General features: G+C 47.2%; 12 protein-coding genes. 7 read left to right on the forward strand and 5 right to left on the reverse strand.

Translation table 11 applies throughout. From position 1 onward, the window contains the following. Window positions 1–694 precede the first annotated feature (694 nt). Window positions 695–1,609 (forward strand): DMT family transporter, encoded by a 915-nt coding sequence (locus KP806_RS18685; RefSeq protein WP_224725254.1) that lies wholly within the window; start codon window positions 695–697, stop codon window positions 1,607–1,609. On the opposite strand, the gene KP806_RS18690 is transcribed toward KP806_RS18685, so the two are convergent. Then, window positions 1,610–2,608, reverse strand: coding sequence for an AraC family transcriptional regulator (locus KP806_RS18690; RefSeq protein WP_224725255.1), 999 nt, complete (start codon window positions 2,606–2,608; stop codon window positions 1,610–1,612). Between the two features lie 189 nt (window positions 2,609–2,797). On the opposite strand from KP806_RS18690, the gene KP806_RS18695 reads away from it, so the two are divergent. The 3 genes from KP806_RS18695 to KP806_RS18705 all read left to right on the forward strand — a co-directional run bounded on the left by KP806_RS18695 (window position 2,798) and on the right by KP806_RS18705 (window position 7,318). Continuing rightward, window positions 2,798–5,440: an alpha-L-rhamnosidase gene (locus KP806_RS18695; RefSeq protein ID WP_224725256.1), complete on the forward strand. Its 2,643-nt coding sequence runs from the start codon at window positions 2,798–2,800 to the stop codon at window positions 5,438–5,440. Window positions 5,441–5,528: 88 nt separating this feature from the next. After that, window positions 5,529–5,867, forward strand: a complete 339-nt coding sequence (locus tag KP806_RS18700) for a hypothetical protein (RefSeq protein WP_224725257.1) — start codon at window positions 5,529–5,531, stop codon at window positions 5,865–5,867. A 641-nt stretch (window positions 5,868–6,508) separates the two neighbouring features. Beyond that, entirely contained in the window at window positions 6,509–7,318 is an 810-nt protein-coding gene (locus KP806_RS18705) for a hypothetical protein (protein WP_224725258.1), read from the forward strand. A gap of 178 nt (window positions 7,319–7,496) precedes the next feature. Here KP806_RS18705 and KP806_RS18710 read toward each other — a convergent pair whose 3' ends face one another. Both KP806_RS18710 and KP806_RS18715 read right to left on the reverse strand, forming a co-directional pair. After that, window positions 7,497–8,579, reverse strand: coding sequence for an alpha/beta fold hydrolase (locus KP806_RS18710; protein ID WP_224725259.1), 1,083 nt, complete (start codon window positions 8,577–8,579; stop codon window positions 7,497–7,499). Window positions 8,580–8,704: 125 nt separating this feature from the next. Beyond that, window positions 8,705–9,487 carry an AraC family transcriptional regulator gene (locus tag KP806_RS18715; protein WP_224725260.1) on the reverse strand — a complete coding sequence of 261 codons (783 nt, stop codon included), beginning with the start codon at window positions 9,485–9,487 and terminating at the stop codon, window positions 8,705–8,707. A 119-nt stretch (window positions 9,488–9,606) separates the two neighbouring features. On the opposite strand from KP806_RS18715, the gene KP806_RS18720 reads away from it, so the two are divergent. Beyond that, on the forward strand, window positions 9,607–10,743 hold the full coding sequence (locus tag KP806_RS18720) for a DUF2264 domain-containing protein (protein ID WP_224725262.1): 1,137 nt from the start codon (window positions 9,607–9,609) through the stop codon (window positions 10,741–10,743). 137 nt (window positions 10,744–10,880) lie between these two features. On the opposite strand, the gene KP806_RS18725 is transcribed toward KP806_RS18720, so the two are convergent. Then, window positions 10,881–11,261, reverse strand: coding sequence for a hypothetical protein (locus KP806_RS18725; RefSeq protein ID WP_224725263.1), 381 nt, complete (start codon window positions 11,259–11,261; stop codon window positions 10,881–10,883). A 233-nt stretch (window positions 11,262–11,494) separates the two neighbouring features. Between KP806_RS18725 and KP806_RS18730 the strand changes: the two genes are divergently transcribed. Together KP806_RS18730 and KP806_RS18735 are read left to right on the forward strand one after the other, a co-directional pair. After that, the gene (locus KP806_RS18730) at window positions 11,495–13,540 is read left to right on the forward strand and encodes a peptidoglycan D,D-transpeptidase FtsI family protein (protein ID WP_224725264.1); all 2,046 of its coding nucleotides are present in this window, start codon (window positions 11,495–11,497) and stop codon (window positions 13,538–13,540) included. A 335-nt stretch (window positions 13,541–13,875) separates the two neighbouring features. After that, on the forward strand, window positions 13,876–16,428 hold the full coding sequence (locus tag KP806_RS18735; protein WP_397376415.1) for a LamG-like jellyroll fold domain-containing protein: 2,553 nt from the start codon (window positions 13,876–13,878) through the stop codon (window positions 16,426–16,428). A 52-nt stretch (window positions 16,429–16,480) separates the two neighbouring features. Here the strand turns inward: KP806_RS18735 and KP806_RS18740 are convergent, their stop codons facing one another. Beyond that, complete coding sequence (locus KP806_RS18740) at window positions 16,481–17,959, reverse strand: Lsa family ABC-F type ribosomal protection protein (protein WP_224725265.1); 1,479 nt, start codon at window positions 17,957–17,959, stop codon at window positions 16,481–16,483. Between the last annotated feature and the right edge of the window lie 340 nt (window positions 17,960–18,299).

An 18,299-nucleotide genomic window follows, 5' to 3' on the forward strand; every position in this document is an offset into this window, starting at 1 on the left:
TAGAGCACCTGGTTTGGGACCAGGGGGTCGCATGTTCAAATCGTGTCATCCCGATAATATAACAAACCCTTTATCCAATTTGGATAAAGGGTTTGTTATATTTTTAGGATTCAGGACAGAATTGCAGCGATTGATCGTGCAAAACGGCTGCAGTAGGCATGCATACAGTCAAGTGGTTATTTACCTACGTAGTATAAGATACACATGCATGCAAAATCATGAGTATCTTCCGTTAGGAGTGATGTTATGACCCATATGGGAAATAAAGGACCCATGAGACAAGTGCCGCAGTCTCCTCCTCCCTCATTCATACCGCCGCGGCCTCCTGTTTCTTATATCGTCGACTGCGTTTACCAGTACACCTATGTTTGGCTCATATCCGGCGAGAACTTCTGGTTTTACCCGACATATGTCGATATGAACGGTGTTGCGGGATATAGATGGAGCGGATCATTCTGGTACTTCTATGGTATCGATCCGCGACTCATCGACGCCGTATCGTGTCCTCCGATTCCTACCCTTTACTGACACAAAAAACAGAGTGCGGGTGATTCGCTTCACTCACCGGACTCTGTTAGTGATATTTTGGACAACCTCGAGTTAGAAAAATCAAAAAAGCAGAGGGAAGATATGTTATTCTAGGAATTAAAATGAGTATAAAAATTAGTAGAGATTTATAGGAGATCAAAATTTTATGCGAGAACGTACGGTATTTCTTAAATTATGGGGCGTCTCCCTGCTGTGGGGAGGCAATTACGTGGCGAGCGCGTACATGTTACGCGATTTCTCGCCGATTTTTCTGTCTTTTGCGCGATTGGTCGTCATGTCGCTTTTCCTGATCTCGGTGGCTATCATCAACAAATCGATGCGGCGGCCGACGAAACGCGAATGGGGCCTCTTGCTTATGGCAGGCATAACCGGCACGCTGATCAATCAGCTGTTTTATTTTACCGGCTTACAGGAATCGACCGCGGGCAACGCCGCGCTGATTATCGCGCTCTCTCCGATCGCGACCACGCTGCTTTCGCGTATCTTCCTGAAGGAGACCATCACCGGGCAAAAGCTGGCCGGCGCCGTAATGGCGCTCATTGGCGTCGTCTGCATCGTCCTGTACGGCGGTAAGGAGCTGGGCATCTCCCACGGTGACGTGTATCTGCTGGTAGCCATGCTCGGCATGTCGGTGAGCCTGCTGTTCATCCGCAAGCTGACGACGGGAATGTCCTCGTACGAGGTGACGATATACTCCACGGTGATCGGCACGATCCTCATGTCGCCGGCCGTCGCGGTTGAAGCGGTAAACGGCGATCTTCACGCGAGCCATCAGGTGTTTATGTGGGCGCTGCTCGTCTGTGTCGCCGTCATCGGCCAGGGGCTGGCGGGCTTCTGGTGGAACTCAGGGATAGCGGTAGCCGGAGCGTCCATGAGCGCCATGTTCATGAATATTCCACCGTTCATTGCGATCATCGTCAGCCATTTCGTGCTGGGCGATCCGATCCTGCTCGCGCAGATCGGCGGCGGGGTGCTGATTTTGGCCGGCGTCGCGATCACGAACCTCAAGAGGCGGCTGCCGCCAGAGCCGAAGGCCGGATTGGGCGTCAAGGGTGTTTAATTACTTGCGGGCTGTATCTCCGAGACTTTTCCTGTATTCGGCAGGCGAGCAGTTGAACTTGCGTTTAAAGATCCGATAAAAAAAGTTTATGTTTTCATAACCTACTTCATTGGCAACCGTCTGTACGCTAACATCCGTATTTTTAAGGAGGAGGCAAGCCTGGCTAATTCGGATCTGGTGAACCAGATCGATGAAACTGCTCCCTGTGATCATTTTAAGGATCTTGCCCAGGTAGTTAGGGTTAAAGTTGAAATGCCGGGCCAGAGACTCCAGCGTTACGGTCTTAAAGTTGACTTGAAGATAATGGATGATATCTGTGATTTGTGTATTTTTCAAAGCAGAATAATTTCGCTCATTCACATCTCCCTTATACATACGGAGCATCTCTGCGAACAGAATGACCATATACGAGTTGATAATTTCGTCGGAGCAGGGCTGTTTATCAAAGAACTCGCAAAGAATAGTGTTCATGATGCGGCTAATTTTCTCGTTTTCGCCGGAATGGATCAGGATATATTCGTTGGACTGCTTGTTTTCGTAGATGGCATGGGTGAGAAAGCTCGAAAAGATGTCATTCCCGGAAAGCCTGCTCAGGAAAGCCCAGTCAAAATAACTTTTTCGCATGAGGCAGTTTATGATGATGTCATCTTTGCCTGTATTCTCGATGGAATGATAGGTGTTGGTGTCGAGGATACAAAGCTCACCCTGCTTCATCGACACTTTTTTGTTGTTTATCGTCTGGTGGCATTCACCGGAGTAGATATAAATCAATTCAATGAAGGAATGACGATGACTGTCAACAGGATCAAAACGAGTGTGTGCCGAGAAGGTGATATCTTGCCCCGGGGGGATGAATATGGCTTCATCTAAGGTATCGGAGTGGAGCTCGGCATATTCCTGTTTGACAGCCTTCTTTTCCTCCAGAGTTTCGCAAGCCTCTAATAATGTCTCTATGACGGTATATTTTCGTAAAAAGGAGTCAAGCTCCGCATCTGTCATATTCAGACACCCCTCACATGCCTTTTACCATGTATATTTCCTATTATACCGGATGTCGAACTTAATGTAGAGCTTCGTGCTAGTCACAAATGGTCATGTTTTTAAGCTTCTATCGTCATTTATCATTGTCCCGAAAACCTGTAAAGTTGCTTAATAAGGGCAAACTAATTACAGAAAATGAGGGATTTAATGTTACGCATAGGGCAAGTAACGGTAGATTATTTGGTCAATCCTGTCGGTATAACTAAACCGCCGCAATTCGGATGGAAGATTGAAAGCGATAAATCTAATGTCATGCAAACAACGTATCGCCTGCAAATTGCTTACGATCGGGACTTCCAAAAGCTTGTTTTTGACAGCGGCATCGTGGAAAGTGAACAATCCGTTCATGTGGAAGCCGAAGGCTTGGAGCTTTCTTCATCAACGAGATATTATTTGAAGGTTAAAATGACAGACGGCTCGGAGGAAAGTGATTGGAGTCAGACGGCATTTTTCACTACGGCTTTATTAAGTCATGAGGAGTGGAGGGGCGAATTCGTTTCTGCGGAAACAAAAGCAGATGCCGCGAATTCCAAGGTGACCCGTCTCCGCCGCCGGTTTGATGCGCAGTCCGGTATCGCTTCCGCCGTAGTTTATTCTACTGCATTGGGACTGTATAAGCTTTATATCAACGGTAAAAGAGTCGGCGAAGATGAGCTCGCTCCCGGCTGGACCTCTTACAGAAAACATCTGCTTTACCAGACGTATGACGTCACGGAGCTCGTACAAAGCGGAGAAAATGCCATCGGAGCGATGCTCGGGGCAGGCTGGTATAAGGGATTAATGGGATTCGCAGGCTTGAGGAACCATTATGGGGAGCAAACCGCTTTATTGTGCCAGCTGGAGATTACTTATACCGATGGCTCCAAGAATGTTGTCGTCACGGATAAAAGCTGGAAAGGTGCGGATTCTCCCGTATTATTTTCTGAAATTTATGATGGTGAAGTCTATGACGCAAGGCTTGAGGAAGATGGATGGCATTGCCCGCATTATGACGATGAAGCCTGGAAGCCGGTGGAGCTTGTTGACTACGATACCTCGGTGCTGACCTCACAGACAGGATGCAAGGGGAAAGAAATCGACCGAATCCCGGCAAAAGAACTGATCATTACGCCGCAGGGAGATACGGTCATCAACTTCGGACAAAATCTGACCGGCTGGGTTCATTTTAAAGTGAAAGGGCAAGCGGGAGAATGCGTTGAGCTGAATCATTTTGAGGTTCTGGATGCAGCAGGAAATGTATACCTGGATAACCTCAGACAAGCGAAACAAACGGTCAGTTACACGCTGAAAGGCGGGGAAGAGGAAAGCTTTCATCCTCATTTCACCTTTCAGGGATTCCAGTATATTAAGGTAGCTAAATATCCGGGAGAAATCGATTTAAAAAATTTTGAGGCCGTTTCCGTTCATTCGGAAATGACGCCTACAGGAACGTTCGAATGCTCCAATAAGGACATTAATCAATTGCACCATAATATTCTCTGGGGTATGAAAGGCAATTTTGTAGATGTTCCAACCGACTGCCCTCAAAGGAATGAGCGCTTGGGCTGGACCGGCGATGCTCAGATTTTCTGCAGGACGGCAAGTTACCTTATGGACACATATACCTTTTTCAGCAAGTGGCTTAAAGATGTGAAAGCGGACCAGACAGCTGAAGGCGGCGTGCCTCATGTTGTTCCGGATATCGTGTCGGGCAAAGCGGACGATGACTGGCTTTTGGGGCAGGGGAGCCATTCGGCGGCAGCCTGGGCGGACGTTGCGGTCATTATGCCTTGGACATTATATCTTCAATACGGCGATACTCGAATATTGGAAGAACAATACGGCAGTATGAAAGCATGGATCGATTTCATGCAAGAGCATGCGGTTAACGGGATTTGGAATTACAAGCTTCAATTCGGCGACTGGGTTGCTCTGGATGCGAAGGAAGGCAGTTATTTTGGAGCTACTCCCAATGATTTGGTGGCTACTGCGTATTATGCGTATTCGACCGAGTTATTTTCGAAAATAGCAAAGAAATTAGGTAAAGAAGAGGACTACCACAAGTATTCGACATTGCATCTCGAGATCGTTAAAACCTTCCAAAACGAATTTTTCACCCCTACCGGAAGAATGGCGGCCAGGACTCAGACTGCGCATATTGTTGCCTTGTATTTTAATCTGGTGCCGGATGCATTCAGGCAGAGAACGATTCATACGCTGATTGAATTGCTGGAGGAGAACGATGGACATCTTGTCACCGGGTTTGTAGGTACGCCGTATTTTTGCCATGCCCTGAGCCAAAATGGCCGTTTAAAGGAAGCATATGAGCTGCTGTTAAAAGATGATTTTCCGTCATGGCTGTATCAGGTGAAGGCTGGCGCAACAACCATATGGGAGCATTGGGACGGGATCAAGCCGGATGGAACGATGTGGAGTCCCGATATGAACTCCTTTAACCATTATGCTTACGGCGCCATTGGAGAATGGCTGTATCGGGCGGCAGCGGGGATCGAAGCGGATGAATGTGAAGCAGGTTATAAACATACGATCATCCAACCTCATGTAGGCGGTGGCTTGGAGTATGTAAAAGCTAGCTATTCCAGTGTGTATGGAGATATTTCAGTGTCATGGAACGTTGCAGGGAATAAGGTTCATCTTGAGGTTGCCATTCCTCCTAACACCTCCGCTACCATTGTACTCGAACAGGCAAAATCAGTGGCCTCCGGCATGGAGAATGAATTTGCGCGGAATGAGAAAGGGCTTAGCACGAAGGTTGGATCAGGGAAATATAGCTTTTCTTATTGGATATAGATTTGGTGAAAATGCCGGGCACTTTCGTGTTCCGCATTTTTCAACGTGATACAATATCTCTAAAATAATCGGACAATGGAGGGAATAGATGATTCATTTTCTATGTCACTATTTCGACGAATCAATTGGACCTTTTCGCAACTTATCGGACTTGGAACAAGAAGAAGCGGAACGAGTTTTAAACGAAATTCGTGTTAAGGGGAAAGGATTTGCAAGCAAAAGATCCAGTGATTATCTTTCCATTCGAAGAAAACTTGAATTAAAGGCACGAGAGTTGTTCATTTTAAAGGGCGGAAAGCCTAGCCGAATGTACCCTCATTACATGACTGTAGGAAAATGCCCCTGGCTCCTGGAATGGTTCGAGCATGGTAAAGAACTCCATATCCCCTTTTCAGATTTTGACCCGGATACAATAAGTTTTACTTAAGATATAGGAAAGTATAAGTTTTACTCCTATACTGACGCCTATATCTCACCGCGAAACGAAAGCTATTGCCGCCAAAGGACGGCGATAGCCGTTTACGCTTGCGGGGATTTGTTTCCGACGATGAGATATCAGGATGGCAGGAGCTATCGAGGTCAGGTTTATACGTCAAACGAAATCATTCAGGTCATAAATGAATTTGGTATGCCGCAAAAATGGAACAGTGACGGTAATCATGGACCGGAGAGGTACATTGAAGTACAAGTTTGGGATGATAAACCGTTAACCACGTGGTTGCTGCTTAACGGGTAAGTATAGTGACAAAATATTAGTCTAATAAACAATAGGAAGCCCGCGAATAAACGTTGGGCTTTTGTTATTTATGAATACACTCTTTTTTTGAACGAAACCAAGTTATGGCTTGTCTATATATTGAGGTGATAAGAATTGAGTCAAAATTCATTGAGATATCTAACGGAAATGGACTCATTAACGTTAGAGAACCTGATGAAGGAATATGGGCAAGATGTTGGAACGTGATTTCATTTAGAGGGAGTCTTCCGTAAAAACATGGTTGTTGAAAATAACCAGAAATATTAGTTATAACTATCGAAACTCGGCATTTTTAAGGGAGGATTATAGTTATGAGCCATTTAAATCCTGATTGGTACAAGTCACTGCAAGCTGACCCTTTAAAAGAGAAAACATTTACCGAAAAGCTGGCACGATCAATCATGACTGAGACTAAACGACCGGTTACACAACGAAGTAAAAAAATGCTTCGCATTTCATTCGTGAGCATTGCGATTCTAAGCATTGGAGTAGCTTTGATAATTCGTGATGGGAATTTTCTTAAATTACCGCTAAATGCTGATAACATTTTTTCGGTAGAAGATTCTATTCATCAAACCAACACCATTGATGCAATCGAGGGTGAAAAAACTCAAGACCAGGTGTATGTCACGCAAGGAGGAAAGATTCCAGCTCCAACAGAAATTCCTGTACAACCCGGTCAAGGTACTTTACCGCGTGGGACTATAGATATATCAGAAGTGCCGGCAGAGGAGAATCTTGTTCCAAGATCCATTGAAAGTTCCATTGACCCAAATTCTGTTTTGAAGGAAACTGAAATTCGAGCAACTAAAACCGATGAAGAGGGATTAATCCTTCGTACAAGATATACGGAGCTTAATGGTACTGAAATTATGTTCACTCAAGCTCCAGCATTTATGGATGAGGATGGTACCATTCAGTTTGTGCAGGACAGATATGATCGAGAAACTGTTGAACTAACACTAATTAACGGACATACTGCCGCATATGTGGATGGAGAGGGTAGAAAAGTTGTCCATTTTATTAGTAAAGACCATTTTTTCACCGCTTCTACTTCTTCTTTGAACGGTACGATTGAAAATTGTATAAATATTATGGAACAAATTCAACTAAATGAATGACCAAACAGATTAGGAGATGCTGATCTAAAGGCCATGCTCTTGGTGTTGAAACGAGATCAGTATGCTAAAAGGGGAAGCGCTGCCTGATTGGTTTGATAGGGGATAAGTGAATTTCAAGGGAAGTAGATGAAAACGGCCGAAATCGCTCGATTCCAGCCGTTTTCTTTCATCTGATCATTTAGCGCAGCGACTTGAATGCGGCGCGGAGTTCGGCAGTGAAAAGCTCTGGCTGCTCCCACGCCGCGAAGTGTCCGCCTTTGTCGAGCTTGTTGTAATACATCAGTTTGGGATACGCCCGTTCCGCCCAACTTTTCGGCGCTTGATAGAGCTCGTCCGGAAAGACGCTCACGGCAGCCGGGATGGAGACGCCCTTGACGGTGAAAAAGGGGTACTTGTTCTCCCAGTAGAGTCGAGCCGAAGAAATCGCCGTGTTAGTTAGCCAGTAGAGCGTGATGTTATCGAGGACATCGTCCCGCGTAAGGCCTCCGGGGTGTCCGGCAAAAGCCTTCGAGATCAGCTCCAGACTACGCGCGTCATGGTCAATCATAAAAGCTGCCAAACCGACGGGCGAATCAGCCAGTCCGGTCAGCGTCTGCGGGCGCGTCCCCATGATTTGGGCGTTGCCGATGTGGTTGTACACGTAGTCCAACTGCTTGTACGCACGCTGTTCGTCATCTGAGAGACCGGAGGGCGGCGGGTTGCCGCACCTGAGCGCCTTATCAATGTAGGCCGGAACCGTACCAGGCATGTTGGAGTGAATGCCAACCAGTCCCGGAGCTTTCTGCACAGCCATCAAATCCGTAACAATCGCACCCCAGTCGCCGCCCTGCGCCACATATTTTGTATATCCAAGGCGCTTCATCAGCTCTGCCCAGGCACGTGCTATATGGTCGGGATCCCAGCCGGTTGTGGTTGGCTTGCCCGAAAATCCGTAGCCAGGCATCGATGGGATCACCAGATCGAAGGCGTCCGATGCCTTTCCGCCGTATGCCGTGGGATTGGTCAACGGCTCTATGATTTTCAGCAGCTCGATGATCGAGCCTGGCCATCCGTGCGTGATGATGAGCGGCAAAGCTATGCGATTGCGCAATTCAGTAAGCCCCGCTTCCGGAACATTCACATGAAACGGACGAATGGCTTTGGATTTTGGGGGATTTGCATGCGGATACCCGCCAGTAGCATTTGCATTAGTGCCGCAGACCGTCAACCCCAGGGACAGGATCAAAGTTATTGCCAAACGAAACCAGTATCTGCTGCTCATAAGTTGTAATAACGCTCCATTCGGGAGTTTTTTATGGATACCCCTCCGTTATATTCCATCTAAAGTGCACTTCTTATTCCACTTTGATGAAGCCGGAGCAGACGTTACGTTAACGGGCATGCTTTTCAAGCATCGCTTCTGTATTTATATTGCCTAGGCGAGACGCCGACGAACTTTTTAAACTGGCGCATAAAATGGGTGTCGTTCTCGTAACCGCACAAGTTTGAAATATGGGTAACGGATAACTCGCTGTGATCCAAAAGATACTTCGCATGTTCAAGCCTGGCGTTAATGATATCCATCATGACGGAGCAATGGAATAAATCTTTATAGATATGCTGGAAATACGATTTGCTCATATTTAAACGAGAGGCCAGCTCCTGTACGGAAACGTTTTGATGAGGAGATCTGTAAAGCTCGTTGCGCAGTTCTGAGAATGGAATGTAATACCGGTGGAGTTTATCCGGGGCGGTTCGTTCCCGCAAGTCACCCAGCTTCATAAAAAATGACCGAAGATCGCAATCGATAATCTGGTCACGCAGCGGTCCGCCCAGGCGAAAGGTGTTCTGCAGATCCATGATGCATCTGGATATCAGGAGCGGATCCGAGGCTTTAACGGGAGTGTCCGACGGAAAATTCAAATTCAGCAGGAATGCCTGTAAATCGTCGCCATTACAATGAAACCAGTCGTTGATAAACGGGCTTTCAAGCTCGCGGTAATAATGGGGAGTTGCAGGTTGAAATAAGATAAACGTATTATTTTCAACGGTTAATGTGCTGTCGTGCAGCTTCACTTCCGCATTGCTTTTAAAGAAAACGAAGGTGTAGTTTCCCGAGCCGTTCGGCCGGTTCCTAACGATTCCGTCTTTGTGAACGAGATGATACCCGCAAGAAATCAATCTAAGCATCGAACACACTCCTAAAGCACAATAGGTCAGTTTTTCATCATTATAGTTTATTGAATGCCAGTGAACAACCATCTATACTTTGTTCAAGCTGCAGACTTGGGCAAAGGGGGAGTAAGGTTATGATAGCGGATAGAAAGTATTGGATTGATACGTTGGTTCGAATTGTGCATCCTGTTCTAAATGCCTTATCGGAACGGAGGCTTCGAATCGAAATGCCTGTAGAAGCGCGTTGGGACGACCGGCCCGACTACACGCACTTGGAAGCGCTGGGGCGAACACTGGCCGGTATTGCACCATGGCTTGAATACGGACCGCGTTCGGGAGAAGAAGGGGACATTCGATCCCGTATTGCAGATTTGGCGAGGAGGGCAATCGACGCGGCGACGGATCCGGCTTCACCTGACTTCATGAATTTCGAGAGGGGCGGCCAGCCGGTGGTCGACGCGGCTTTTCTGGCTAATGCGGTGCTTCGCGCTCCAAACGAGCTGTATGAGCAGCTCGAGCCGAATGTAAAAGCAAATTTGATCGCAGCTCTGGCAGCTACGCGGATTATTCGCCCCGTATTCAGCAATTGGCTGCTGTTCAGCGCCATGATCGAAGCCGCTCTGTGCCGGATGGGCGCTCAATGGGACCGCATGCGCATTGATTATGCGCTCCGGCAGCATGAGCAATGGTATGCGGGCGACGGAGCTTACGGAGATGGCCCGGCTTTTCATTGGGATTATTATAACAGCTTTGTCATTCAACCGATGCTGGTTGACATATTGGATGCGGTGGGCGATCAATTCGGCGACTGGTCAGAGCTTCGTGACAAGGTGCTGAAGAGGGCTGTGCGTTACGCAGCTGTTCAGGAGCGGTTGATCTCGCCGGAAGGGACCTTCCCGCCGATCGGCCGATCGCTTGCCTATCGTTTTGGTGCATTTCAGCATTTATCCTTGATCGCATTAAAGGAACAGCTTCCGGAGGAAATCGAACCGTCTCAGGTTCGCTGCGCGCTGACGGCTGTAATAAAGCGGCAGATCGAGATGCCGGGTACGTTCGACGAAGGCGGCTGGCTTCGAATCGGCTTTGCCGGCAGCCAGCCGGAGGCCGGCGAAGGCTATATTTCGACGGGCAGCTTGTACCTGTGCACGACGGTATTTTTGGCGCTGGGGCTATCTCCTGACGCTGCATTCTGGCAAGGGGAGGCCGAGTGGACGGCAAAGAAGGCATGGTCCGGCGGCGACTTCCCTATCGATAAGGCCATATCGGGATAACGAAAAAAACAAGCCGGCTAAGTGCCGGCTTGCCGTTTTGAAAATATAAGGTATAAATTTCACTTAATACTGGACTTATATTTCATCGCGAAACGTATGCTCTGCCTCCGAAGGACGACGACAGTCGTTTATGCTTGTCAATCGTGATAAATTAATCTTGTAGGTGTACCTTTATAATTTGTTTTTTTTACATAAAGTTCGGCTTGTCCACCTCCATCAGTAAATCCGCTAACATCAAATACATCATTCTCGCCAGGGCATACAGAGCGCTTTCCTATATAGTCATCCGGATCATAAGGATCATATTCCCACAGCTCATAGCTTACGCACACTGTATTGTACGGGTCACTTGTTACTTTCCAGCTGCCCCCGCCGGAATCCCAGCTGCTTCCGGTCGAATAAACCGTTTCTTCGCCAATATAATCCCATGTTCCGGCCCCTGCTGATGCAGATGGTACGGCAGCAGACAGGGCAAAAGCGCAGGTCACCGGCAAAATTAGTTTTTTAAGCTTGTTCATTATTTCACCCCCTTCCATTCGGAACACCTTACGTCATTTTACAATATTCTGGAATATCGCTTGCGCTTAGTTAAAAAATTCTAATCCAAGGTTTACCATCATGCGGATGAGCAGGTTTCCAGACAAATGACCGCTGCTGCGGATGTTTCCTATTTTATTGAAATAAATGGGTGAATTATGCAACAAATCCAGACGTTGCTCGTCTTAAGTAAGATAAGAGAATTTATGGATATGTGGTGATTAAAGTGCAGGAAGATCCGCAAAAGCGGGAAATCATAAATCGTCGTCATTTTTCATTTCGATTGAATGTATTTTTCTTTATCACGTTCGTATTGTTTAGCGTCTTAATCGTTCGGCTGGCCATTTTGCAGTTTGTGGAAGGACCTACGCTTACAGCGGCGGGCGCCGATAAAGCAACACGAAGCGTAAAGCTTCCGCCGATCCGGGGAGATATTTACGATTCTACAGGCTATCCAATCGCGTATTCCACATCCACCCAATCGTTATATTACAGTATACAGCCGGGGCTAAAACTGGAAGCTGCAAGGGCGAATGCAAGAGACATGGCTGGAAAGCTGCACGAAGTGTTTATGGAGTACGGAAATCCGGCGAAAGCAATGAGCAAAGACGATATTATACGCCAGATGGACCTTGAGTTCAGCAGGAATATCATCTCGACACCACGGCGCATCAAATCCGGCTTAACCAATAAAGAGCTTGCTTATCTTATGGAAAACCGCACGTCGTTCCCAGGCGTCGACATCATGGAGGAAAGCGTGCGTAACTACGACACCGGTTCCATTGCGGTTCAGCTGGTAGGCTATTTAAAAAAGTATAAGGGAGTTCGGGAAACCGTAGATTTTTACAAGGAAAAAAGCAGCGAAGAAGATCCTACACTTGAGTATTTAGAGGAAGAGGACGTCGGCATGGACGGCTTGGAGTACATGTATCAGGACGTTCTACGGGGAAAGAACGGTGTAAAAACGTACCCGGTTAATAATGCAGAGCGTATTATCGGACCGATGCAAATTACAAATCCCGAAAAGGGCTCAGACATTTATCTCACCATCAATAAAAACATACAGTTGAAAACAGAGCAAGCTATCATAGATCATCTCAAACAGATATCGACTTCGTCCAATAGATATGAACGTGCCGACTATGCCAAAACCGGCTTTGCCGTAGCCATGGAGGTGGATACCGGTAAAGTGGTAGCAATGGCCAGCATGCCGGATTACGATCCTAATATTTGGGCTGGCGGTCGGATTAGTGCTGAGGACTACGAGAACTTCTCGAATGTATTGGAAAACGGCACGATTCGCAGCGTCTATGGCAAGTATGAGTCGGAGGAAGAAAGGAGGAAACATCCCTCGTCTATTGTACCTCCTGGATCTACAATGAAGCCATTATCCGTATTAATCGGGTTAAATGAAAAATTGTTTAGCACTTCGGAGTACTACACGGATACCGGCAGATTCAGTTACGGTAAAACAGGCTACGAGACTTATGTTACAAATTCCCAGGGACATGTGTACGGGAGCATAGATGGTGCGGAAGCGATTCAGTATTCATCGAACCCATTTATGGCAGCTATGGTTGGCAACAAGCTTTTTAAAAGAGGCGACAGGAACGGCAAAAGCAGTGTTGAGATTTGGGATTCCTATATGAAGCAATTTGGACTAGGTGTGTTAACTGAAAGCGGTTTGTTTGGAGAATCTAAAGGAATTATCGATTATTTTGATTCGGCTGAGAGATTCAGTCCGCAGGCTGCACTAATTTTGGCTTCCTATGGCCAGCAAGGACGTTACACGACGCTGCAGCTTGCTCAATACACAGCAATGCTGGCCAATCATGGCAAACGGTTGAAGCCGCAATTTGTAAATGAGATTAAAGATTCGGACGGGAATGTTATCGGGCGGTTTAAGCCGGAGATTTTGAACACCGTAGATTTACCTGTTGAATATTGGAACGAAATTGAAAAGGGCATGTCGTTGGTGAAATCAGAAGGCTTTGAAGGCGTGGATTATACCTACAGGAGGAAGACGGGCACATCGGAGCAGGATGTCGCGAAACGCACAGCGGAAAACGCCGTCTTCATCGCTTACGCCCCTGCGGAAAAACCTAAGCTTGCCGTAGCGGTTGTTGTACCGGATGGCGGCTTTGGGGGTTATGGTGCATCGCCGATAGCCCGTAAAATTTTTGATGCTTACAACGAGGAAATTGGTTTGACAGGCGTGCCTAAGAAAAAGTTGGTTGCAGCGATAACTGACATGGAATGAAGTGTCAGGCAGATTGGATATGTGATCGTTATATTATGTTTCCTCTTTAAACAGACTCCTGAAAAAGAAGGCAGCCGTCCTCCATGACGGTTGCCTTCTTCATGTTTATCGTTTGCCGGATCAGCGGCTCATCCCAAATAAGTTTTGCTTGAGATCTTCTGAAGTTTATAATATTATTAACTTGTTTATAAATGAGTTAATATTTCTCTGAAATGCAAAAGTTTTATCAACTTCAATTCTATTGGAACCGTGGGAGGTGAGGGAAAGCATAAGTATTATAAACAGTAAAATGAATACGCTTGCATATTAACGGATAACGGGAGGAGAAGTATTTGATGAGTAAACGTTCATCTATTAGATTCGTTCTTCTATTATTAATATTTATATTAATGATGTCGAATGTCGTACTTGCGGAGGGCACTGCCGCAACGGATAGCTTGCCAAGCGATAATAGCAATAAACCTTATCTTGACGAGCAGGGAGAAGCTCCGGCATTTACAAACGTTTCCGTTCACGACCCTTCAATCGTAAAAGACGGCGACACGTATTACGTGTTCGGTTCTCATATCGACGCTGCGAAGTCGACGGATTTGCAGAATTGGACTCGTTTTACGAATGGATACAAGACACCTGGCAATGCTCTGTATGGAGATCTATCCGCAAATCTGGCAGGTTCCTTTGCATGGGCCGGAGAAAACGATTCCGATAGCAAAGGCGGGTTTTCCGTTTGGGCTCCCGATGTTTTCTGGAACAAAGACTATATCAATAAGGACGGAACAACCGGCGCCTATATGATGTATTACAGCGCATCATCCACGTATATTCGTTCGGCCATCGGTTTTGCGGTAGCGCAGAATATAGAAGGACCGTATACGTACGGGGATACCGTCATCTATTCCGGGTTTACCCGGGATGAAGCGTACGATAACAACAGCGTAATCAACAAGAAATGGACAAATACGAATATTCAGGCGTTAATCGATAACGGCACGTTAACGGGAACCAGGCCGGAGTGGTTCAATGCAAACGGAACTTATAACAACTATATTTATCCGAATGCGATCGACTCGACTCTGTTTTATGACGAGAGCGGGAAGCTGTGGATGACATACGGTTCATGGTCCGGCGGCATTTTTCTGCTTGAAATGGATAAATCGACGGGTAAAGCCATCTATCCGGGGGAGGACGGCACGACGTCCGACGGCAGACTGATCGACCGGTATTTCGGGACGAAAATTGCAGGCGGCTATTATAAATCGGGCGAAGGTCCGTATATTGTGTATGACAAGAGCATGGACTATTACTACTTGTACGTAACTTACGGGTGGTTAGGGGCAGACGGCGGTTACAATATGAGACAGTTCCGTTCAAGAAATCCCGAGGGCCCTTATGTTGACGCCCAAGGCAAAAATGCCGTTTTACCGGGGGCAACGGACAATGCTCCTTATGGCAACAAGCTGATAGGCAACTATCTGTTTGATCGAAAAATCGGGGATGCCGGAACGGGCATCGGCGTAGGATACGTTTCTCCGGGCCATAATTCCGTCTATTACGACGAGAAAACCGGCAAGCAATTCCTGGTTTTCCATGCAAGATTCCCGCAAACCGGCGAATTCCACGAGCTTCGGGTTCACCAGATGTTTATGAATAAAGACGGCTGGCCGGTAGTTGCTCCATACCGTTACACAGGTGAGACCCTTGATAAAGTAAACATTCAGGATTTGATCGGGGAGTACAAATTCATTAATCATGGGAAAAACTATTCCGGAGCGATTACGAGCTCGGTTCTCATTCGGTTGAATGAAGACTATTCCATTTCCGGCGATGTGAACGGCACTTGGGCGAGGACAAGCCACAATCAAGCGAAAATCACCGTGAACGGAGTCACTTATAAAGGCGTATTCGTGCGTCTTTGGGATCCGGTTTCGGAACGTTATGTCATGACGTTCACCGCGATGTCGAATGAAGGAATTTCGGTCTGGGGAAGCAAGCTTCCCGGTAAAACGGATCAGGAAATCGTCACGGATGTTGTGAACGATTTGGACCTCGGCGATACCGCGAACGTCATTTCCAATTTGACGCTTCCGGCAGAAGGGACCAGGCACGCACAAATTAGCTGGCAGACTTCGGATTCCGGCGTTGTAACGGAAACAGGCGTCATCAGCCGGCCGGAGGCCGGTTCGGACAGCGTGACGGCTGAGCTAACCGCAACCATCTCGAAAGGTGATGTCATCGCTACCAAAAGCTTTACAATCACGGTATTGCCTTACCAGGCAGCCGGTTTGGCCGCTCATTACGCGTTCGAAGACAACTTGAGCGATACGACGGGTCATTTTGGCGCAGGTACGTTAACCGGTAATCGCATCAATACTTCCGGCGGCAGTATGACGTATGGCGAGGGCGTGAGCGGAAAAGCCGCAGCGTTCGACGGAGCATCCGGCGTACGCTTGCCCGACGGGCTTATCGCCAGCCATACGTACTCTGTCTCGGTTTGGTTAAAACCGGAGCAGTTAACAACGTTTACGACGACTTTCTTTGGCGCAAGAGACAGCAGCAATTGGATAAGCCTTGTTCCGAACGGTCCGGTCGGCGGGAATACGATGGTTTGGTCCGGCACCTCATGGTACGATGCGGTTACAGGCATGACGATCCCTGTCGGGGCATGGAGCCATTTGGCGTTAACCGTCGATAACGGAACGATCCATGTTTATGTGAACGGCGAAGAGAAGTTTACAGGCACGAAATTCCCGAACGTCTTCACGACTGCGGGTGCTAGCTTCAGCTTGGGCGTTAACTGGTGGGATAAGCCATTCAAGGGACGGATGGATGAATTGCGCATTTACGAAGGCGCGCTTTCACCGGCGGAAGTTGCAAGCTTGGCGAAATAAAATATAGCGGCCCCTTAGACTATTTCCGGTCCAAGGGGCCGCTGATTTAATTTCAGAGCTCGACGATTTTAGTAGCGATATTTTTGCAAAACTCGCTGTCATGCTCTACAAAAAGCAAGGTCGGCGAATATTCAAGCAGCAGCTCTTCGATCTGCATCCGCGAAATGACATCGATAAAATTCAGCGGCTCATCCCAAATATGGAGATGGGCTTTTTCACAAAGACTTTTGGCGATCAGCACTTTCTTCTTCTGGCCGCCGCTGAACGACGAGATGTCCTTTTCGAACTGCACTCTGGCAAAATCGAGTTTTCTTAAGATCGATTTAAACAGGCTCTCGTCGATCTCATGAGCGGCGGCATAGTCGGATAAATTGCCTTGAAGCCGGGACGTATCCTGCGAAACGTAGGAAATTTTCAGCTGGCTGCCCTTTCTGAACACACCCGTGTAATCGATGGCTTCGCCGCAGATCAGCTTAAGAATACTCGTTTTGCCGGAGCCGTTCTGGCCGGAAAGGGCGATGCGATCGCCTTGCTCGATTGTAAAGCTGATATCGGAGCACACCTTCTTCCCGCCGTAAAAAATCGACACGTGGTCCAGCTCGGCCAGCCTGCTTTTGTGGTAAACCAGCTGCGAAATTTTCAAGCTGTCCGAGCTTTCGATGTTTTTAAGGAGCTGGGACTTCTCGTCGATGGCGGACTGCTGTCTTTGCTCGATCGATTTGGAGCGTTTCATCATTTTGGCGGCTTTGTGCCCGACATACCCTTTGTCGACCTTGGAGCCGGAATTCCGGGTGCCGTTTTTCGTTTTTTCCACTTCGTGCGACCAGCTGCTCGTTCGTTTCGCGGCATCCGACAGACGTTTAATATCCTTTTTCAGTTTGTCGTTCTCGGCAAGCTCGAATTGGTCCTGCTTCTGTTTATTTTCCCGCCAGTCGGAGAAGTTCCCTTTCTGAATTTCGATGTTCGTCCTGTTGATGGAGAGGATATGGTCCACGCAGTTATCCAGAAAAGCTCTGTCATGCGATACCAGAATAAATCCGCTTTTCGATTTGAGATAATCGCTGACCAGCTTTCTTGCGTTCCGGTCCAGATGATTCGTCGGTTCATCGATCAGCAGGAAGCTGTTTTCCTTCAAAAATAACGCTGCAAGCAGCATCTTCGTCTGCTCTCCATTGGACAGGGAATGAAAGGGGCGGTACAAAGCATCCTCGGAAACCTTTAGCAGAGAAAACTCGCGCAGCAGCTCCCAATGAACGTAATCCGGAAAAATGCCGGCGATGACATCGAGAGTATTGTCTTCCTTATTGTCGACCTGGAAAGGGAAATATTCAAAGCCGACGCGGGCCGAAATCGTTCCGCTGTATTCATGTTTTCCGAGCAGCAGCTGAAGAAAGGTGGTTTTGCCTCTGCCGTTCCTGCCCGTAAATCCCAATTTCCAATCGGTATCGATCTGGAAGCTTACGTCCTCAAAGATCGGATCGTAGCTTCCGTCATAAGCGAAGGTTAAGTTTGAAACTTGAATTAACGACATAACATGTATCCTCCTGTATGAAAAAAATAGAAAAAGCTGCAAGAAAGTTACCTTCTTGCAGCTCAAATAGATACAGCAAATCCAGCCCCTTGCGGGGTGCCTGGATAAGGATATTTGGGCTGAAGGAAAGGAAGATGTAACTTTCTTGCTTAATAAAGAATAAAACAAGCGAAAACAAGCGGATAAGACCGCCGATGCACGTTTTATTCATTTACCAGTCTGCAAGAAAATTACATATCCATGTTCCCGCTCAACCCCTGTCGTTAATTTGAAACCATCTTAACATATTCTTTTTTGTATGACAATGACAGGAGTTTTGTGGGATTCATTAACGGCCGGC

It is taken from the genome of Paenibacillus vietnamensis, from assembly GCF_020169515.1.
GTDB lineage: Bacteria > Bacillota > Bacilli > Paenibacillales > Paenibacillaceae > Pristimantibacillus > Pristimantibacillus vietnamensis.